Source organism: Sphingobium sp. AP49 (assembly GCF_000281715.2).
GTDB lineage: Bacteria > Pseudomonadota > Alphaproteobacteria > Sphingomonadales > Sphingomonadaceae > Sphingobium.
The window spans coordinates 1,023,355-1,042,044 of record NZ_CP124576.1 but is presented as its reverse complement, the minus strand read 5'-3'; the positions used below and the strand labels follow the sequence as shown (position 1 = coordinate 1,042,044).

19 protein-coding genes are annotated in these 18,690 nt (G+C 63.2%); 8 read left to right on the top strand and 11 right to left on the bottom strand.

Annotation, left to right across the window (positions count from 1 at the left end):
- Positions 1-2: 2 nt before the first annotated feature.
- On the top strand, positions 3-1,016 hold the full coding sequence (locus tag PMI04_RS05055) for a glycosyltransferase family A protein (RefSeq protein ID WP_007712936.1): 1,014 nt from the start codon (positions 3-5) through the stop codon (positions 1,014-1,016).
- A gap of 196 nt (positions 1,017-1,212) precedes the next feature.
- Here the strand turns inward: PMI04_RS05055 and PMI04_RS05050 are convergent, their stop codons facing one another.
- The 9 genes from PMI04_RS05050 to PMI04_RS05010 all read right to left on the bottom strand — a co-directional run bounded on the left by PMI04_RS05050 (position 1,213) and on the right by PMI04_RS05010 (position 9,925).
- A complete protein-coding gene (locus PMI04_RS05050; protein WP_037486919.1) occupies positions 1,213-2,304 on the bottom strand; it encodes a mannose-1-phosphate guanylyltransferase in 1,092 nt (363 codons plus the stop codon).
- 118 nt (positions 2,305-2,422) lie between these two features.
- Positions 2,423-3,703: a capsular biosynthesis protein gene (locus PMI04_RS05045; RefSeq protein WP_007712934.1), complete on the bottom strand. Its 1,281-nt coding sequence runs from the start codon at positions 3,701-3,703 to the stop codon at positions 2,423-2,425.
- Complete coding sequence (locus PMI04_RS05040) at positions 3,696-5,345, bottom strand: capsule polysaccharide transporter (protein ID WP_007712933.1); 1,650 nt, start codon at positions 5,343-5,345, stop codon at positions 3,696-3,698. Before PMI04_RS05040 ends, PMI04_RS05045 begins: the two co-directional genes overlap by 8 nt.
- Positions 5,346-5,484: 139 nt before the next feature.
- Positions 5,485-6,780, bottom strand: coding sequence for a glycosyltransferase family 1 protein (locus PMI04_RS05035; protein WP_037486917.1), 1,296 nt, complete (start codon positions 6,778-6,780; stop codon positions 5,485-5,487).
- A gap of 1 nt (position 6,781) precedes the next feature.
- The gene (locus tag PMI04_RS05030; protein WP_007712931.1) at positions 6,782-7,222 is read right to left on the bottom strand and encodes an HIT family protein; all 441 of its coding nucleotides are present in this window, start codon (positions 7,220-7,222) and stop codon (positions 6,782-6,784) included.
- A 9-nt stretch (positions 7,223-7,231) separates the two neighbouring features.
- Positions 7,232-7,867, bottom strand: a complete 636-nt coding sequence (locus PMI04_RS05025) for a CoA transferase subunit B (protein ID WP_007712929.1) — start codon at positions 7,865-7,867, stop codon at positions 7,232-7,234.
- The gene (locus PMI04_RS05020) at positions 7,867-8,316 is read right to left on the bottom strand and encodes a hypothetical protein (protein WP_007712927.1); all 450 of its coding nucleotides are present in this window, start codon (positions 8,314-8,316) and stop codon (positions 7,867-7,869) included. The genes PMI04_RS05025 and PMI04_RS05020 overlap by 1 nt, the downstream gene beginning before the upstream one ends.
- 2 nt (positions 8,317-8,318) lie before the next feature.
- Positions 8,319-9,215, bottom strand: a complete 897-nt coding sequence (locus PMI04_RS05015) for an HAD family acid phosphatase (RefSeq protein WP_007712925.1) — start codon at positions 9,213-9,215, stop codon at positions 8,319-8,321.
- Positions 9,215-9,925, bottom strand: coding sequence for a CoA transferase subunit A (locus PMI04_RS05010; RefSeq protein WP_007712923.1), 711 nt, complete (start codon positions 9,923-9,925; stop codon positions 9,215-9,217). Before PMI04_RS05010 ends, PMI04_RS05015 begins: the two co-directional genes overlap by 1 nt.
- Before the next feature lie 90 nt (positions 9,926-10,015).
- On the opposite strand from PMI04_RS05010, the gene PMI04_RS05005 reads away from it, so the two are divergent.
- Together PMI04_RS05005 and PMI04_RS05000 are read left to right on the top strand one after the other, a co-directional pair.
- Positions 10,016-10,909 (top strand): LysR family transcriptional regulator, encoded by an 894-nt coding sequence (locus PMI04_RS05005; protein WP_007712911.1) that lies wholly within the window; start codon positions 10,016-10,018, stop codon positions 10,907-10,909.
- A 79-nt stretch (positions 10,910-10,988) separates the two neighbouring features.
- Positions 10,989-11,333, top strand: coding sequence for a hypothetical protein (locus PMI04_RS05000; protein ID WP_037486913.1), 345 nt, complete (start codon positions 10,989-10,991; stop codon positions 11,331-11,333).
- Positions 11,334-11,634: 301 nt separating this feature from the next.
- Here the strand turns inward: PMI04_RS05000 and thiS are convergent, their stop codons facing one another.
- Positions 11,635-12,663 (bottom strand): sulfur carrier protein ThiS, encoded by a 1,029-nt coding sequence (gene thiS / locus PMI04_RS04995; protein WP_007712908.1) that lies wholly within the window; start codon positions 12,661-12,663, stop codon positions 11,635-11,637.
- Between the two features lie 131 nt (positions 12,664-12,794).
- On the opposite strand from thiS, the gene aroQ reads away from it, so the two are divergent.
- From aroQ to PMI04_RS04970, 5 genes are all read left to right on the top strand, one after another.
- Entirely contained in the window at positions 12,795-13,235 is a 441-nt protein-coding gene (gene aroQ, locus PMI04_RS04990) for a type II 3-dehydroquinate dehydratase (protein WP_007712905.1), read from the top strand.
- A gap of 83 nt (positions 13,236-13,318) precedes the next feature.
- Positions 13,319-13,795 carry an acetyl-CoA carboxylase biotin carboxyl carrier protein gene (accB, locus tag PMI04_RS04985; RefSeq protein WP_007712902.1) on the top strand — a complete coding sequence of 159 codons (477 nt, stop codon included), beginning with the start codon at positions 13,319-13,321 and terminating at the stop codon, positions 13,793-13,795.
- Between the two features lie 12 nt (positions 13,796-13,807).
- Positions 13,808-15,160, top strand: a complete 1,353-nt coding sequence (accC, locus tag PMI04_RS04980; RefSeq protein ID WP_007712899.1) for an acetyl-CoA carboxylase biotin carboxylase subunit — start codon at positions 13,808-13,810, stop codon at positions 15,158-15,160.
- Entirely contained in the window at positions 15,157-15,501 is a 345-nt protein-coding gene (locus PMI04_RS04975) for an arsenate reductase family protein (RefSeq protein WP_007712897.1), read from the top strand. The genes accC and PMI04_RS04975 overlap by 4 nt, the downstream gene beginning before the upstream one ends.
- An 84-nt stretch (positions 15,502-15,585) precedes the next feature.
- Positions 15,586-16,332 (top strand): ParA family protein, encoded by a 747-nt coding sequence (locus tag PMI04_RS04970; RefSeq protein WP_007712895.1) that lies wholly within the window; start codon positions 15,586-15,588, stop codon positions 16,330-16,332.
- 9 nt (positions 16,333-16,341) lie between these two features.
- On the opposite strand, the gene PMI04_RS04965 is transcribed toward PMI04_RS04970, so the two are convergent.
- Positions 16,342-18,639 (bottom strand): EAL domain-containing protein, encoded by a 2,298-nt coding sequence (locus PMI04_RS04965; protein ID WP_007712893.1) that lies wholly within the window; start codon positions 18,637-18,639, stop codon positions 16,342-16,344.
- Positions 18,640-18,690: the final 51 nt, after the last annotated feature.

The window sequence follows — 18,690 nt, the reverse complement described above, 5'->3', positions numbered from 1 at the left end:
CCATGGCAACACCACCCGATCCTTTTATTTCCTGCATCGTCACCGCCTTCAACGAAGGCCCGCTGGCGCATGTCTCGATCGATTCACTGCTGTCGCAAAGCTTCACCGATTTTGAACTTCTGGTCGTCGATGACGGCGCAGATGACGCGACCCGGGCCACGCTGAGCCAATATGATGATCCTCGGATCGTTCATATCCGCCAGGCCAATGATGGCCTGTCGTCCGCTCGTAATCGGGCGCTGGACCGGGCGCGCGGCACCTATGTCTGCTTTCTTGATGCCGATGACACGCGTCCTGCATGGGCGTTCGACACGATGGTCCACACCGCGATGGCGGCGGGCAACCCCGATTGCGTGCTATCGCCCGGCGTCCTGCAAGAAGTCCGATCCACTGCCGACCCCTTCTATGATCAGAGGCATTTCAATGCTCTGTCCGGCGAAGGCATGTCCGCCTTGGTCGCGCGTGACGATCCGCAGCAGTTTGAACAGGCATTGCGTCATATCGCCTGTATGGAGCCCCAGTCGGCCAACAAGATGATTCGACGGGATTTCCTCCAGACCCACCGGTTGCGCTTCCCCGCGGGATTGTTCTTTGAGGACATGCTGTTCCACCTCGGTCTGCTCATCAATATGGAAAGCTACGCGTTGACCGAATTGCCGACCTTCACCTATTTTCGGCGCTACGGTCGGCCACAGGTGACCGGTACGGCCTCGCAAACCCGCTTCGATGCCATTTCGGTCGCTACCAACGCCCTCTTCCTGTTCAGCGAATCCCGATATTATCGCAACCCAGTCTTACGCGCGCTGGTCTTCGGCGCCGTCATGAAGCTGGTTAAATGGTGCGGCGAAAGTGTCTCGCACGAGTATAAATATGCCTATGATCTAGGTGTGCGTGCCTTACTTGCCAACCTCGATCCGCGCTATCTCAATACTCTACAAATTGCGGACGACTGGGAAGTGCGTCGCTATGCGGGCTGGATTACGCCCAGCTTCCACTATGTCCGGCAGATGCTGTAGGGCGTTTTTCCAAATCGGACACGCCACCCACGACTGCTTCCGGGCGATTGCGACAGCCCGGTAAAGGCCCGGTACGGGGCGGTCACGCCCATATCCTGTTCGATCAACATGCAGAAGCCCGCCTCCATAAGAAGCGGGCTTCTGTCATTACACGGTTAAGCCTCTCCAACGCCGCAACAACATTGCGCCCACTGCATCAGAATGCCCGTTTGCGGAAATGATCGGCTGCTGCGCGGACATCCTGGCATCGGTCCCGGGGCAATACGAGCACCCCTTGCGCCGTTGAAACGATGACGCAATTATCCACGCCGATCGCCGCCACCGGTGGACCACCCTCGACATAGACCAGATTACCACGCGCATCATGCACGAAGCCGTCGCCATGGATGCTGTTGCCGGCCGCTTCCCCCGTACGCATTGCCCAGATCGCCTGCCATGAGCCAACATCGGACCAGCCCATATCGACAGGCACCACTGCCGCGCGATCCGTCCGTTCCATGACGGCATGGTCGATCGAGATATTGGGCGCCTGCGCGAAGGCCGCATGGTCAGGCGTCACGGACGCCCCTTGCACAACCGCCTGATCCATGGCCGCGATACTCGCCTCCGTAACACCCGGACAATGGACCGAAAGGGCGTCGAGCAGCGCGCGGGCAGAAAAAAGGAAGATGCCACTGTTCCAGTAGAAGCCCCCCTCCTCCAGATAGGCAACCGCATCCGTCAATGGGGGTTTTTCGATGAAACGATCGACCGACCGGATATGCCCCGCATCGTCGAGCGCATCGCCTTGAGCAATATAGCCAAAGCCCGTCTCCGGAGCGGTCGGCACGATCCCGAATGTCACCAGATAGCCCTCGGTGGCCAGATCATGGGCCGCCGCTGCGCCGGCCAGCAATATGTCGGGCTTCGCAATCATATGGTCGGACGGCATGACCAGCATGACGCCATCGCCATGCTGTTCGACGATCCAGCGTGCCGCGATCGCAATCGCGGGCGCCGTATTGCGTCCTTCTGGCTCCAATAGCAGCGCAGCCGGCGCGACCTCGATCGTCGCCATCTGTTCCAGCAGCATGGTCTCATGCCGCGCACTCGTGACGATGATCGGCGCAGCGAAATTCCCGTCACCGCGTGCGGTCCGCAACACGGTGTCCTGAATCATCGTCCGTTCCGACACCAGGGGAAAAAACTGTTTGGGATGCTCTGGCCGCGACAACGGCCAAAGCCGCGTGCCTGCGCCGCCAGACAATATCACAGGATGAATCAGCTTGGCATGGTCGATATCAGTCATTGTCCCCAATTCTTTCTCGCCGGGCCGGCATCGCCGCCCCACGTCGCGATGCGGCCGCCACTCCTCTGCCGCATCGATGATTTGTCCGATTATTGTTTCCGAATTATCACGGCCCCGCTCAGGCGGCATCTCCCTGCAACATGCGGATTCCGACCCGCTTGCGCGCGCCCTTCGGCAGCGGCACGATCGCCACCCGCTCGCGCAACAGCCGGTCGACCGCATTGGCCACCAGCATCTGCAATCCTTCCTCGCTCAGCAGACCGCCCCTGATCAGGCAACGGTCGATCAACACCCGGCGGAAGGCGGAATAGAGCTTCATGTCGGGCTGCCTGGGGGAGGACCAGAAATCGTCCAGGCTCGCCTGATAGACGATGCCCGGAACCTTGTAGACTGCATGCCCCAGTACCACGACGGGTTTGCCGCTGTTGAGCGCCAGCGTACCGACCGTACTGTTGACGGTGATCACGCCCAACGACTTCTGCACAACTTCGGCGATATCCCAGTCGGCCAGATAGACAACCCTGTCCTTCACGCCATAATGTGCCGCCAGTCGGCGCGTCAGCCGGCTCCATGCGACCAGCCCCGGATCAAGCGGGTGGCGCTTGACCACCAGTGAGACGTCGGAAGGCGCATGCTGGGCAAAGCTCTTGATGACGAAGCGCAGCGCCGCTCGCATATTCCCGAACGGCGAATGGACCCGGATCTGATAGTCGGAATTAAGCTGCAACGGCAGCGTGAAATAGCGCTTATCCTTGACCTCATCCCACGCGTTTAGCGAACGACGCGCATCGCCATGACGCAGCACCAGCTTGCGGCACCATGCGATGGATTCCATGACGAAACTGTGCGGTCGATGGGTCCGGTAAAACGGGAAACAAGGGCGCATGAGAGCGGATGCAAGTCCATTGCGCATTGTATTGCGCGCCCGCGCACGGAAGGTCGAGGGGACTTGCGGCAGGGCATCATCATAGTCCGGGAGCGACCGGGCTTCGTCCAAATACCATTGCGGATCGAGTGGCAAGGTAGAATTGCCGTTCACGCCGTCATCCTGCAGGGTCAGGAAATCCGGCCGGATATACCCCTCTTCCACCACATGTACGCGCAGGTCGCGCAGCCGCGCCATGCCATGCGCCGAAGCATGATAGGGCCGGCAGTCGCCGTAGAGGATAAGGTCGGTCACACCATGGTTGACGACGAAATCATCGAAGAAGAGCGGCCAGTTGCGGAAGGTCCCGCTATAATCGGTCGCCTCTCCCGGCCAGTCCACCTTGTCCCCGCCGTTGATATTGATGCGCAAGGCTGCATGTCCTCGATCCCGCAATGCCTGGGCTAGCATCGAGAAATAGGAACCATGCGGCCCCTGAAGGAACAAAAATGTCTTGGACGAGGGCTCAGCCATGAAGGAACTCAGCAGACAAGGTCATAAATCTTCGTAGCTTCCCCTGTAGCGCCCGCAACCGAATAAGCCAGGTCATCGGCGGCGTCGATCCATTTGCCATGCGGTCCACCATCAGCTCGGGACCACAGGGCAAACGCGTTACCGGATCAAGATAGCGAGGATAGAGAATGAGGGCGCCGGCGACAAGCTGATCCACGGTCAGCCGCCGCCCCCGTCGCGCCGACGGTTTCGCCAGATCGCGGGTCAGCCCCCAGCCGGCATAGAAAGGCATGCCATGGACGGTTACCCGGCACCCCCTCATTAACGCCTCGAACCCGGTGAGCGATGACAACACATGCACTTCGTCCACCGCCTGGACCAGTTCCATCAGCGGCGCACCGGTATCGATCACATCGGCATGGGCCAGCACCACGGCATCGCTCAGATGTCCCTTGCGATGGCCCGCCTGCACGTCGGGATGCGGCCGATAAATAATCCAGGCATCCGGTTCGGCACGACGCACCCGGGCCAGAAAATCCTGATTGCCGCCAACGCCGGCGCCACCCAATTGTACCGACAGGTCGTCATCGACCTGTCCGACCGCCAGGACGGTACGCCGGCCGGCCGGCAGCGCAATCATCTGGCCCGCTTCGGGACCATATTTCGTCACTCCGGCTGCGCAGACTCGCGTCCGCAGACGCCGTGCACGATCGACCAAGGCAGATGAAAATTCATGGGTCGCGAGCAATGTTTCCAGATCGCTGGCGGCCCGCGCATTATAATAAAGACCGCTGCGATCGACCACCACCGACCCGGGTGGGTGCAGCGCGGCGCCAAGCCCGCGCGAACGCAGAAAGCCATCTTCCACCCTTATGATCGGCACGCCCATGGCCGCCGCATCGGCGATGGTCCCCGGCGGCACGCGCGAAGGCCAGATGGCCATCGCTCCGCCGGTCCGGCGCGCCCGGGCCAGCCCGCGTGACGGAGAAAGAAAGGCGGGCGATGCCTGACCGTCCCACAGAAAATGGCCGATGGCCTCCCGCTTCCAGAAGGCCATTCCGCTGGCAGCGACAATGCCCCGGTTGCCGTCAATATGACGGCGCCAGTCGGCAAGATGGGGCAGGATGTCCGCCGCCTCGACGGACTCACCGGAAAAACAGTCGCGATAGTGCGCCGCCGACAGCCTGCCCCGCGCCGCCTCCCGCAACCGGGCCGGCGGAATTGGTCGCAGATCAGGGCCAAAGACGGCCACGCCGAGCAAGCCGGCAATGAGTGCCAGTTCATCATCGACGTCGGCATGCACCGATCGCGCACCGCCGATCAGCGCCCAGGGATCGCAACCGGCGGGCAGGTGCCGCCCATATTGTTCCACATCCTTGCCGTCGGCCACGCGCTCCGTCCGGCTGCCGGGCAGGATACCGATCTGGGATGCGACAAGGCCGTGACCGGCTTCGGGCGCGAAGGGAACACCTGCGCGAACCACGATCTGCACGTCCGCTACCCTGACGCCCCAGAAATCACCGCCAACCCGCGCTTGCGCAATATTGTCGAGCAGGTCGTCGGAAATCTGCGCGCTTCCGGGCGCGGCCGGCACGCTGATCGCGGCGATGGTCGCAGGCGCGCCGGGAAAGGGGGGAGATCGCAGGAACGGCATCGGGATCACGATACGGATAGCTCCGCTCGCTTGCCCGATCCGTCCCGATATTCGCCTCGAAACACTGCCACTTTATCCCCTGAACAGATGCAAGACGCCATGGCCCCGCACCCGCCGTATTCCTCCATGTCCGTGCAGGAATTCCAGGTCAAGGAACAGTCGTAGTTACCGCGTCGAGCAGGTCCGTCACTATGTCAAAATAGTCACGCCAGGTCGGCGCATGCCAGCCGTCGATGCGGGCGACCTGCGCGGCTCGCTCACGCGAATCCGGGCCAGCATAGGCATGGATCATCCGCATCCAGCCGATACCATCGAGCGGATCGATATAGTCGGGCGCATCGCCGCCCACTTCGCGATGAGCAGAAATATCGCTGCAGATCACCGGGACGCCGGCGCATAACGCCTCGACCACCGGCATGCCGAACCCTTCGGCAAAGGACGGCATCAGCATCGCCCGCGCACCCGCGACCAGATCCTGCATCTGGTTGTCGGGCAACTCGCCCGCCTCGATCACATGGCCGCGCAGCGCCTCGCCGCGCTCCAGCATGTCAATGACATTTTCATTTTCCCAGCCGCGCCGGCCGATCAGCACCAGCATCGGCGCCGCGTCACCCAGTTCGTCTACCATCCGCCGCCAGATATTGAGCAGCAGCAGATGGTTCTTCCGCGGCTCGATGGTGGACAGATAGACGAAATAGGGCCGCTGCGGGAGCGTCGTGCCGGACCCGCCGAAAATGTCCGGCGGATCGGCGCCGAAATGGGCGACGCATGTCTGGCGATCGCTCAGGCCGTTCGACAGATGCGGTTCCAGCGCGTCCAGCGTCGCCTGGCTGTTGCCGATGATGCCGGTTGCATAAAGGTCGATGCTGCGCAGCCGGCGGCGATGCTCGTCCGCGCCCTGCGGCCGGGCAAATTCGGGATGGCTCAGCGGAATGACGTCATGCACCAGCGTGACGAACTTCGCGCCCTCGGCCCGCAAAATCGCGCCCACCTGCCCCGCATCATCGAGATGATGGGGCGATGCCTGCAGATAGATGCGCGGCCCCTTGGCCCTGGGCACCGGACGCGGGCGCGTGGCGAACATGTGGCGGATCACTGCCGCCCGTTCCTTGCGCTCGTCGGGCGAATCCACATTGCGCCATTTCGCCGCAGTGAAGGCCAGGAACTGGCGCACGGCAGCATGATTCAGCCGCCCATAATAGCCGCCGGCGGGATGGACGGCGGCAAAGGCCAGCCGCTCGGGCATTCGCTCCAGCAATTCGCGGGCATAGACATATTCGACCCGGTCGATGCCGGTCGGGGTCGGGTGGAAAGCGCGCGAGAGCAGGCGCGAGATGTCGAGGATCACCTCGGCCCCGCCCCGGTCGCCGGTCAGATAGCTGTTGGCCGCCTTGGATCGCAGCGCCAGCCGCGCACCCGGCGCCTTGAAGGGTTTGAGTGCCACGTCAGAACTGCGCGCGAATCTCTTCGGCCAGCGCCGCCAGCGCATCCTTGTCCGCCTGCGCGCCGGCGCCATGGGCGGCAAAGCCCTTGGGGTCGCCCTCCCAGCGCGGCAGGATATGGACATGCAGATGGAAGATCGTCTGCCCTGCCGGCGCGCCGTTGAACTGGGCGATCTGGATGCCGTCGGGGCTGAGCGCCTTGCGGATGGCGGTGGCGACCTTCTTGGTGGTCGCCATCACCTGGCCCAGCGCCTCCTCCTCGATTTCCAGCAGGTTGCGCGCCTTGGACCATTTGGAAATGACCAGCGCATGGCCCCGCGTCTGCGGCATGATGTCGAGGAAGGCGAAGGTGTTCTCGTCCTCGTACAGCTTGGTCGACGGGATCTTGCCCTGCAGGATCAGGGCAAAGATATTGGCTTCGTCATAGGTGCCGTCGAGGCTCATGAAACGCCCTTAGCTGATATAATGGGCGGTCGTCTTAGCAGCGACTTCCTCGGCGGTCACGCCCGGCGCCAGCTCTATGAGCTTGAACGGGCTGCCATGATCGGGGCGCTGGAACACGCACAGGTCGGTGACGATCATGTCGACCACATTCTTGCCGGTCAGCGGCAGGGTGCAGGCCGGGATGAACTTGGGATCTCCATTCTTGGACGTGTGCTCCATCACCACGATGATCTTCTTGACGCCCGCGACCAGATCCATCGCGCCGCCCATGCCCTTGATCATCTTGCCCGGGATCATCCAGTTGGCGATGTCGCCATTCTCGGCCACTTCCATCGCACCAAGGACGGTCAGGTCGATATGGCCGCCCCGGATCATCGCGAAACTGTCGGACGAACTGAAATAGGCCGATTGCGGCAATTCGCTGATCGTCTGCTTGCCGGCGTTGATCAGGTCCGCATCCTCCTCCCCCTCATAGGGGAAGGGGCCGATGCCCAGCATGCCATTTTCCGACTGCAGCGTCACCTCGACGCCCTCGGGAATATGGTTCGCCACCAGCGTCGGAATGCCGATGCCCAGATTCACATAGAAGCCGTCCTCCAACTCCTTCGCCGCACGCGCGGCCATCTCGTCACGGGTCCAGGGCATCAGCGTTCCTTCTTCACATAGACAGTCGCGGATTTGGCAATCGATCCGGCGGGCATCGACTTCTGTACCGTGGTCATCCAACCCCGTTCCAGCATTCCATCCCGAATGCATCGCCCCGCATGATTGGTCGTGTAATTGGGTCCATATCGATCGCCCAGCGCACGAACGATGCGATGTTCCATCCCTGCCAGAGCGGGCAATCCCGCCTCCGATGCAGCAACCGCTTCATCAATGGCGGCCGCTTCACCACAGATCGCCTCGATCTCCAGCATATCGGGATGATCATAGGGCAGGCCGCCATTCGGATCGACCAGCAGGTCATGGTCAAGAATCAGGCCGACCAGCTTTTGCGCGGCCGGATCGTCAAGCGTGCGTGCCCGCGAATAGAGGGTCTGGATATCCTTGGGAGATTTTGCGCGCAGCTTGTCCAATGTCCATTCGACGGGCATCGTTATTTCTCCCCTTGGGCGGGCGGCGCCCACCTCTTGTCGGCAGGAAAAACATCGTCGAAGCCGCCCTTGAGGCCGCTGCCATAAACCGGGTTGGGCAGGACGAACCAACCCGCGCCCCAGAGTTTCGCGATCGCCGCCCCTTGCGTCGCGGCGCGACGCGCCGGCACGCTCTGCCCCGCATTGAACAGGTCGGAAAAATCGCCGAGCTGGTCGCCGCCCAGCGCGATCACGCAATAGCTGCGCGAGATCGTCCAGCGCCGGCCGTCCTTGCGCGATCCCATCGCATCGTCGCCGGCCAGATACAGCGTCTGGCCATGCACCGCCGCGCCCAGCCCCGCCGCCTTGATCGCGCGTGCGGTCGCGTCGGCATTGGCGGCCGAACGATTGGTGTTGAAGATCACGGTGACGCCCATCGCCCGCAGCGCGTCGAGGCCGCTGTCAGCGCCCGGCACCGGGCCGACCGCGCCTTCGCCGGTCTTTTCCCATGCGTCCCAGTCGGCGGCGACATAACCCTTACCGGTCTTCGCATCATGATATTCGAAGCCGGTGTTCAGCATCACCGTCTCGTCGACGTCGAACACGGCGGCGAACGGCCGGTTGCCACAGGGCACATATTTGGGCGCGTCCAGACTCGCGCCTTCGGCCAGCACGACAGAGTCTGCCGGCCGCGCCTTCACGACGGCAGCAGCATGGGCGACCAGCGCGGTCCAGGCCTGGCGCGACAAAGCCGCCGCCTCGCCCGACCCATAAAGATATTGCATGCCGGCGGGCGGCACCGCCGGTCCGGTCGGCGTCACTGGCGCCGGACCCGTCGCACGCGTCGTCGCGGTGGTGGTCGCACAGGCCGCCAGCGGCGCCAGCAACAGCGCCGGCGCAAGCCGCATCCTCGTCGCCATCAGGCCGCGTCCCTCTGGCGCACGGTGCGGAACTCGATCTTCTTGTCATAGGGTGCGCCGACGATCATCCGCTTGACGTAGATGCCCGGCAGATGGATCGCATCGGGGTCCAGGCTGCCGACCGGCACCACTTCCTCCACCTCGGCGATGCAGATCTTCGCCGCCGTCGCCATCGGCGCGTTGAAATTGCGCGCGGTCTTGCGGAAGATCAGATTGCCGCTCTCGTCCGCCTTCCAGCCCTTGATGATCGCGACATCGGCAAAGATGCCGCGTTCCAGGATATAATCCTGGCCGTCGAAATTCTTCACTTCCTTGCCCTCGGCCACCGCTGTGCCGACGCCGGTCTTGGTGTAGAAACCGGGAATGCCCGCCCCGCCCGCGCGGCAGCGCTCGGCCAGCGTCCCCTGAGGGCAGAATTCCACCTCCAGCTCGCCGGCCAGATATTGCCGCTCGAACTCCTTGTTCTCGCCGACATAGGAGGAGATCATCTTCCTGACCTGGCGCGTGCGCAGCAACTTGCCCAGCCCCTCGCCGTCGATGCCGGCATTGTTGCTGGCGATGGTCAGATCCTTGACCCCTGAATCGCGGATCGCATCGATCAGCCGCTCGGGGATGCCGCACAGGCCAAAGCCGCCCGCGCACAGCTGCATGCCGTCGAACAGCAGCCCCTCCAGCGCGGCGGCGGCATCGGGGTAGAGCTTCTTGGCCATCGGCATCCATCCTTTGAAAGATTTGCGCGCAGACTAGGCCAAGCCGACCGATCAATACCAATGATTTGTTTTTTCGGTTAAACCCAAACAATGTCTATCAATCGCATCGCCTTCTACCATCTCGAAACCCTGCTCTGGATCGCCCGGCTGGGCACCTTCGCGGCGGCGGCGGCGCGCCTCAACACGACCCAGCCAGCCATTTCCGCGCGGGTACGCGAACTGGAAAGCCATCTGGGCACCGCGCTCTTCCGGCGCGAGGGGCGAACGATGGCCCTCACCCCGGCCGGGCGCGAACTGGTGCGGGAAAGCGAGCCGCTCTGGGCGCGTTTCCAGGGCGTGCTGATGGGGTGCAGCGACATATCCGGCGCGACCGGCATCATCCGCATCGGCGCGGGCGAGATTGCCGCCGCCAGTTGCCTGCCCGGCTTCGTCGCCCAGCTCGGCCGCGACCTGCCCCATGTCAGCCTGGAGGTCGACATCGCGCTCACCGCCGACCTGATCCAGCAACTCGCCTCGGGCCATGCCGACCTCGCCTTCGCCGCCGGTCGCATCGCCCATCCGATGCTCCGCACCGCCCCGATCGGCAGCGTCGATCTGCTCTGGCTCGCCAGCCCCGCAACCGTCGCGACCATGGCAGACGTCCGCCCGCCGATCTGGTCGCTCACCAACCTGTCGCCGCTCTACCGCATCATGAAGGACGCGATCGCCGCGTCGGACCTGGCCGACTGCCCGCTCAACCTGTGCAACAATGTCCGCACCATGATCGACATCGTGCTGGAAGGCGGCGGCATCGGCATCTTCCCCCGGCCGATGGCACGCCAGCAACTGGCCGAAGGGCGGCTGGTCCCGGTGCCCGGCGCCCCGCTCATGCCCCCGGTCGACTTCCACGTCGCCGTCCGCGCCGCCGAAGCCGACCCGCTGGTGCTCACCATCTTCGACCGGGCCAGCCGGTTGGAATTGCGGGGCGAAAGCGGTCTCCGCTGATCCATGTTGCCGGTCGAAGGCTGGCGCCATCTTGCGGATTATTGGCAAGCGGTTGGTCGAAGCCTGCTAGCCTCGCCATATGGACCTGATCGCTCAGCTCGCCTCCTTGATCCCCTTGGGTTTTCTGTGGCTTGGTCTGCCAGCCGCAGCATTTGCGTATCTCATGCTCCTTGTCGGCCGCAAAGTCGGCAGACGGCACGGGATGCGTGCAGCTGCGACCGGAACACTCGCCCTGTTCGCCGCGCCGTTCATTTTTGCGACAGGCAATGCACTAATGCGCTTTTCTCAAGGACAGTCGCCATTCATCGATGCAGGCCTGATCATAGCCGGTGGCAGCCTGATCATGACCATATCCTGCCTTGGAGCCATCGTGTTGGGATGGGCGGGGCAAATCGACCGAGCTATGCACGGTAGCGAACCATAAGGTCGGCCACGACCGGCCGCCTGTCCTACACGCCCTCATTCTGATTTACTTTGGGGATGGAACATCCGCCCCCAAACAGCCGACCATGTGCCGTTCCGGCGTCGCTTCACTGTCGCCCCAGTGTCGCCTCCGTGTCGCCTCCGTGTCGCGTCGAACGCGCGCGATCGTGACCCGATTGTCGCGCGACTGTCGCTTCGCTGTCGCGTCGCGGGCGCGTTCCCGGCGCATTGGCCCGGAATCAGCCCCACGACACTGTGAACTTCGACTGTCGCGTCGAATTTCGCGCCGGGAGCCCGCTCGATCAGATCAGGCCGGCGAGCGGGCTCGACGGGTCGGCATACATGCGCTTGCCCATGCGGCCGGCGCGATAGGCCATGCGGCCGGCCTCGACGCCCGCCTTCATCGCCGCCGCCATCAGCACCGGGTTCTTCGCCTCGGCAATGGCGGTGTTCATCAGCACGCCGGTGCAGCCCAGTTCCATCGCCTGCGCCGCTTCCGACGCGGTGCCCACGCCCGCATCGACCAGCACGGGCAGCTTGGTGCCTTCCACGATCAGGCGGATCGTCACCTTGTTCTGGATGCCCAGGCCCGACCCGATCGGCGCGCCCAGCGGCATGATCGCGACCGCGCCGGCATCCTCCAGGCGCTTGGCCGCGATCGGATCGTCAACGCAATAGACCATCGGCTTGAAGCCTTCCTTGGCCAGCACCTCGGTCGCGCGCAGCGTTTCCACCATGTCGGGATAGAGGGTGCGCGCCTCGCCCAGCACTTCCAGCTTCACCAGATCCCAGCCGCCGGCCTCGCGCGCCAGGCGCAGGGTGCGGATCGCCTCCTCGCCGGTGAAGCAGCCGGCGGTGTTGGGCAGGTAGGTGACTTTCTTCGGGTCGATATAGTCGGTCAGCATCGGCGCGTTGGGATCGGAGACGTTGACGCGGCGCACCGCCACGGTGACGATCTCCGCGCCCGACGCGACCAGCGCGGCGGCATTCTGCTCGAAATTCTTGTACTTGCCGGTGCCCACGATCAGGCGCGAGCGAAAGGTCTTGCCGGCCACCGTCCAGCTATCATCGTTCAGCGCGGTCACATCGCCACCGCCCCCCGCGACCGGATGGTCGCCGCCACCCACAAAATGCACGATCTCCAGTTCGTCGCCGTCTTCGACCTTCACATCGGCCAGGGTCGAACGCGGCACCACTTCCAGATTGCGCTCCACCGCCACCTTCTCCGGCGCGAAGCCCAGCTCGCTCGCCAGTTCGGCCAGGGTCAGGCCGTCGCGGATGCGGCGATGCTCGCCATTGATATGGATGGAGATGGTGCCGTCGATGCTCACTAGATTATCCCGTCCGAGGCTGGAAACGTGTCTCGACTTGGCGCGACACGAAGGGCTAAAGATCAGCGCGCATATAGGGGCGGCGGTGCCGCGCCCGCAACAGACAAGTCTCGACCGATTGGGGGATCGCCATGGCGGACACACGCAAAATCTATGTTCTGAACGGCCCGAACCTCAACATGCTCGGCACCCGCGAACCCGAAATCTACGGCTATGATACGCTGGACGACATTGCCGAGCGGATGGAGGATGCCGCCGTCCGCGCCCATGTGGAAATCGATTTCCGCCAGTCCAACCATGAAGGCCATCTGGTCGACTGGCTGCAGGAGGCGCATCAGGAAGGCGCCCATGCCGTCATCATCAATCCAGGCGCCTATACGCACACGTCGATCGCGCTGCACGACGCGATCAAGGGCATCAGCGTGCCGGTGATCGAGATTCACCTGTCCAACCCGCACGCACGCGAGGCCTTCCGCCACAAATCCTTTGTCGGCATGGCCGCAAAGGGCACGATCGCGGGCTTTGGCCCCATGTCCTACATGCTGGCGCTCGAAGCAGCGCTGGAACTGTAGGACGCACAAAAGTTGCGCTTTGGCGCAAATCAGCATAGGCGCTGGCCGCCAGAACGCATTTTGAAAGACGACAAGGGTCAAGCATGAACGACAAGCATGACAAGGGCGCGATGCAGGTGGACGTCAGCCTGGTACGCGAACTGGCCGCTTTGCTGGACGATACCAACCTGACCGAGATCGAGGTCGAGGACGGCGATCGCAAGATTCGCGTGGCGCGCAAGATCAGTGGCGGCGCCCCGGTCTATGCCGCACCCGCTGCCGTAGCGGCACCCGTGGCAGCAGCCCCTACCCCCGCGCCGGCCGCCGCCGAACCCGCCCTGCCGACCGGCAATGTGGTCAAGTCACCGATCGTCGGCACCGCCTATCTCTCGGCCGAGCCGGGCGCCGCGCCCTTCGCGCGCGTCGGTTCGCAGGTGAAGGCCGGTGAAACCGTGCTGATCGTCGAAGCCATGAAGGTGATGAACGCGATCACCGCGCCGACCGCCGGCACCGTCAAGGCGGTGCTGGTCGATAACGGCCAGCCGGTCGAATATGACCAGCCGCTGATCGTCATCGAATAAGGCCGCGATCCCATGGCCATCGAAAAACTGCTGATCGCCAATCGCGGCGAAATCGCACTGCGTATCCACCGCGCCTGCCATGAAATGGGCATCAAGACGGTGGCTGTCCATTCGACCGCCGACGCCGATGCCATGCATGTGCGCCTCGCCGACGAAGCGATCTGCATCGGGCCGCCGGCCGCCAAGGACAGCTATCTCAACATCGCCGCGATCATCTCGGCGGCAGAGATCAGCGGCGCCGACGCGATCCATCCGGGCTATGGCTTCCTGTCGGAAAACGCCCAGTTCGCTGAAATCGTCGAGGCCCATGGCCTGGCCTTCGTCGGTCCCAAGCCCGAACATATCCGCACCATGGGCGACAAGATCGAGGCGAAGCGTACCGCTGGCGCGCTCGGCCTGCCGCTGGTTCCCGGTTCCGACGGCGCGGTGAGCGATGTCGCGGAAGCCAAGATCATCGCCGAAGCCGCCGGCTATCCGGTGATCATCAAGGCGGCGTCCGGCGGCGGCGGTCGCGGCATGAAGGTCTGCACCTCGCCCGACCAACTCGAAACGCTGATGCAGCAGGCGGGGTCGGAAGCGAAGGCGGCCTTCGGCGACGCCACCGTCTATATCGAGAAATATCTCGGTAACCCGCGTCACATCGAAATCCAGGTGTTTGGCGACGGCAATGGCAATGCCATCCATCTGGGCGAGCGCGACTGCTCGCTGCAGCGCCGTCACCAGAAGGTGCTGGAGGAAGCGCCTTCGCCCATCCTGTCGCAGGCGGAGCGCGAGCGCATCGGTGGCATCTGTGCCAAGGCGATGGCCGACATGAGCTATCGTGGCGCGGGCACGATCGAGTTCCTGTGGGAAAATGGCGAATTCTACTTCATCGAGATGAATACCCGCCTGCAGGTGGAGCATCCGGTGACGGAGATGATCACCGGGCTTGATCTGGTGCGCGAACAGATCCGCGTTGCCGAAGGCAAGCCGCTGTCGGTGAACCAGGAAGATATCCGCTTCACCGGCCATGCGATCGAATGCCGCATCAACGCGGAAGATCCCAAGACCTTCGCGCCCTCGCCGGGCACCGTCACCAGCTATCATGTTCCGGGCGGCATGCACGTCCGCGTCGATAGCGGCCTGTATCAGGGCTATAAGGTACCGCCTTATTATGACTCCATGATCGGCAAGCTGATCGTCTATGGCCGCACCCGCGAGGGCGCGATCATGCGTCTGCGCCGCGCGCTGGAGGAATATGTGATCGAGGGGATGAAAACCACCATCCCGCTGCATCAGGCGCTGCTGAAGGATCCCGAATTCCTCAACGGCGACTATACGATCAAGTGGCTCGAAGAATGGCTGGCACGGGAAGACGCCCAGTGAAAGCCACGATCTGGCATAATCCCAAATGCGGCACCTCGCGCAAGACGCTGGCAATCCTTGAGGAAACGCCCGGCGTCGAGGTCGAGGTGATCGAATATCTCAAGACCCCCTTCACCCGCGACAAGCTGGTCCAACTGTTCGCCGACGCCGGGATGACCCCGGCCGATGCGATCCGCAAGATGGGCACCGACGCCGAGGAACGGGGCCTGCCGGACATGACGGCGGATGCGATCCTGGGCGAGATGGCGGCCAACCCGGCCTACGTGAACCGCCCCTTCGTTGAAACCGAAAAGGGCGTGCGCTTCTGCCGCCCACAGGACAAGGTTCTGGAAATCCTCTGATTATCAGCCCCTTGTCACGCACATGTAACAAGGCGCTGATTTGAGCCCTTGCTTTGACGGGGGGAAGCCGTAGCTTCCTCTCCCATGGCAAAGGATCCGGCATTGGCGACCATCGCCGTCTACAGCCTCAAGGGGGGCGTTGGTAAAACCACCTTTTCGGTCAACCTCGCCTGGGCATCGGCGAGCATATCGAAGCGACGGACCTTGCTGTGGGATCTCGATCCGCAGGCGGCATCCAGTTGGCTACTCTCCACCGACCTGGAAAGCCGCGATGCCGCGCAGGCGATCTTCAGCAAGGATGTCGAAGTCAGCAAGCTGATCCAGCCCACGACCGTGCCTGGCCTGGACCTGATCGCCGCCGATACCTCGCTGCGCAGCCTCGACCATCTCTTCCGCGAGATGGACAAGAAGAAACGGCTCGCCAAGTTGATCGACAGCCTGGGCAAGGATTATGACCGCATCATCCTGGACTGCCCGCCGGGCCTGACCGAAACCAGCGAGCAGGTGTTGCGCGCTGCCGACCTGATCGTCATCCCGGTCATCCCTTCGCCCCTATCGCAGCGCGCGATGGGCGAGGTCGCCCGCTACCTTGTCCAGCGCGGCGGCAACCATGCGCCGATCCTGCCGGTCTATTCGATGGTCGATCGCCGCCGCAGTCTGCATCGCAAGGCGCTGGACGAGCAGCCCGGCTGGGGTGCGATCCCGATGGCCAGCACGATCGAGCAGATGACGGTCCGCCGTAAGCCCCTGGGTGCCTTCGCGCCCGCCTCAGCCCCGGCCCAAGCCTTCACATCCTTGTGGACAATGGTAGAGCGTCAGATCCAGCGCTGAAGCCGGCCATCAGGCATTGGCGCAGAGCGGTGGCTGAGGAAACAGGCGCAGGGCGTCCTGAGGCAGCATAGGCCGCCCGAAATAATAGCCCTGCACCTTCTTGCAACCGAGCCGCCGAATCATGTCCAGTTCGCTCGCCGTTTCCACGCCCTCGGCCGTAGTTGACATGCCCAGGCTCTCGGCCAGCGTCACAACGGCACGGATGATGGCCAGACTTTCGGGCGTGTTGTGCGAAGCGCCCACGACAAAGCTGCGATCAATCTTGATCGTATTGAACCGCGTGCGGCTAAGATAGCCCAACGAGGAATAACCTGTTCCGAAATCGTCGAGCGACAGCTGCACGCCCAGCGCCAGCAGTTGATCCAGCACGCGCAAGGCCCCATTGTCCTCCTGCAGGAACACGCTCTCCGTGACCTCCAGTTCCAACCGGCGCGCATCAAGGCCGCTTTGTGCCAGCGCCGCAACGACTGCGGCCACGAAATTTGACTGATGCAACTGTTCTGCGGACACGTTGACGGCGACCCGAACATCAGCAGGCCAGCGCATCGCTTCCTGACAGGCATTGCGCAACACCCATTCGCCGATTGGACCGATCAGCCGCGCCTCCTCCGCTACGGGGACGAATTTGGCCGGTGAAATTTGTCCCAGTTCCGGATGATTCCAGCGTGCCAGCGCCTCGAAACCGGTTACGATACCCGAAAGCGCATCCACGACCGGTTGATACACAATGTGCAGTTGCTCTTTCTCCAGCGCCTCGCGCAGCGCCTGTTCCAATTTCTGCCGCTCCTCTGCCATCGCATGAAGATGTGGCTCATAGGCGCAATGGACGCCGCCCCCCTCATCCTTCGCGCGATAGAGGGCCAGGTCCGCGCTGCGGATCAGCGCTTCCGACTGATAACCATCGGCCGGTGAAACCGCCGATCCCACAGAAGCGCCGACATGCAGCACATGCTGATCGATCTGATAGGGCATCGACAGGGCTTCGATGATAGCGGTCGACAGCCGCGCGACAGCGCGCTCATCGGTCAGTTGCGCGATCACGACGCCAAATTCATCTCCACCGATACGACCGCAAAAGCCCATGCCGCTACATATCTGTCGCAGACGCTGCGCCACCTGACTGAGCAACTGGTCACCGACCTGATGGCCCAGACTGTCATTGATTGCCTTGAACCGGTCCAAATCGAGCATCAGGAAAGCACATCCAGGTCGGCGGCTACCCACATCGGCCATCGCCTGATCCAACGCCTCACGCAGGTGACTGCGATTGGGCAGACCGGTCAACGGGTCAAACCGTGCCAGTTGCGCGATCTTGTCCGCAGATTCCCGTTGGACGGTCACGTCGGACCCCACGCCACGAAACCCCTGGAATGCGCCATGCTCGTCATAGCGCGGCGAAGCCGATAGCTCGAGCCAGCGTGCCTTGCCCCTGATCTCGACCGGCAGAACCAGGTTGCTGAAGCTTTCACGCCGCTTGAGATGGTCGGCAAGAGCATGGAGCCCCGTGGCAAAGCGCCCACTCTCCCAACCCGCGCCAGCAAGGATCTGCACCAGTGGCGCGCCCTCCAGATCCTGCGGGGCCATGTTCAGCGTTTCGGCGAAGCGCGGAGAGACTCCGCTGACACGACGCAGTGCATCGGTCTGCCACAGCCAGTCGGAAGCACCCTGTTCATATTCGCGCAGCAGCAGGCTCACCACTTCGCTCTTTTCGGCCAGTTGCACCGTCGTACTGTGCTGCCGCGCAAAGGTCCTGGCATAAATGAGACAGCCAACCAGCAACGACAGCGCATAACTGGTGGCCAGTGCGCGTAACGGTAGCTGGCTGCCCCCGTCGAACATCGCGGAGAGGCCCGCAACGCATGGCAACAGAAACGCGATCGCAGCCAGCGGCGTCGCGGCATAGCTGATTGCACCGCACACCATGATGCAACTGATAAGAGTCCAGAGCGCAACCAGTTGTTCGGCCCCTTCGCCTTGGGAAAACAACAGCATGCAACTGGCCCAGACCAAGCCGTGGAGAAGGCCGGTCAACCCTTGCCGGCGCAGGTCGCGCGCTTGCGGCATGGCGCGCATGCCCTTCTTGCGCCGATAAATCAGGAATGCGCTTGCCCCGACCGTACAGATCAACGCAAGGCTCCATCCGATCAGCATGGCCAGCGAGACATGGCCGGCAAAAACACGCCAAAGGAACAGCAGGCCGAATACGTTCATCGACAAGCGCAGCAAGGCGACGTTGTCGGCAGATTGCAGCTGCGCGGCGAGAACCCGCATATCGGCTTCGTCGACGAGACGTGCCAGCCCCATCATTGCCCGTAGCGAGCTCCGCCCCTGCTGGTCGGATCCAGAATGCCCTTGCTC

Coding starts and splice junctions, on each gene's coding strand:
- PMI04_RS05055 (WP_007712936.1), top strand. CDS start 3: ATGGCAACACCACCCGATCCTTTTATTTCCTGCATCGTCACCGCCTTC.
- PMI04_RS05050 (WP_037486919.1), bottom strand. CDS start 2,304: ATGACTGATATCGACCATGCCAAGCTGATTCATCCTGTGATATTGTCT.
- PMI04_RS05045 (WP_007712934.1), bottom strand. CDS start 3,703: ATGGCTGAGCCCTCGTCCAAGACATTTTTGTTCCTTCAGGGGCCGCAT.
- PMI04_RS05030 (WP_007712931.1), bottom strand. CDS start 7,222: ATGAGCCTCGACGGCACCTATGACGAAGCCAATATCTTTGCCCTGATC.
- PMI04_RS05025 (WP_007712929.1), bottom strand. CDS start 7,867: ATGCCCTGGACCCGTGACGAGATGGCCGCGCGTGCGGCGAAGGAGTTG.
- PMI04_RS05020 (WP_007712927.1), bottom strand. CDS start 8,316: ATGCCCGTCGAATGGACATTGGACAAGCTGCGCGCAAAATCTCCCAAG.
- PMI04_RS05015 (WP_007712925.1), bottom strand. CDS start 9,215: ATGGCGACGAGGATGCGGCTTGCGCCGGCGCTGTTGCTGGCGCCGCTG.
- PMI04_RS05010 (WP_007712923.1), bottom strand. CDS start 9,925: ATGGCCAAGAAGCTCTACCCCGATGCCGCCGCCGCGCTGGAGGGGCTG.
- PMI04_RS05005 (WP_007712911.1), top strand. CDS start 10,016: ATGTCTATCAATCGCATCGCCTTCTACCATCTCGAAACCCTGCTCTGG.
- PMI04_RS05000 (WP_037486913.1), top strand. CDS start 10,989: ATGGACCTGATCGCTCAGCTCGCCTCCTTGATCCCCTTGGGTTTTCTG.
- aroQ (WP_007712905.1), top strand. CDS start 12,795: ATGGCGGACACACGCAAAATCTATGTTCTGAACGGCCCGAACCTCAAC.
- accB (WP_007712902.1), top strand. CDS start 13,319: ATGAACGACAAGCATGACAAGGGCGCGATGCAGGTGGACGTCAGCCTG.
- accC (WP_007712899.1), top strand. CDS start 13,808: ATGGCCATCGAAAAACTGCTGATCGCCAATCGCGGCGAAATCGCACTG.
- PMI04_RS04970 (WP_007712895.1), top strand. CDS start 15,586: ATGGCAAAGGATCCGGCATTGGCGACCATCGCCGTCTACAGCCTCAAG.
- PMI04_RS04965 (WP_007712893.1), bottom strand. CDS start 18,639: ATGATGGGGCTGGCACGTCTCGTCGACGAAGCCGATATGCGGGTTCTC.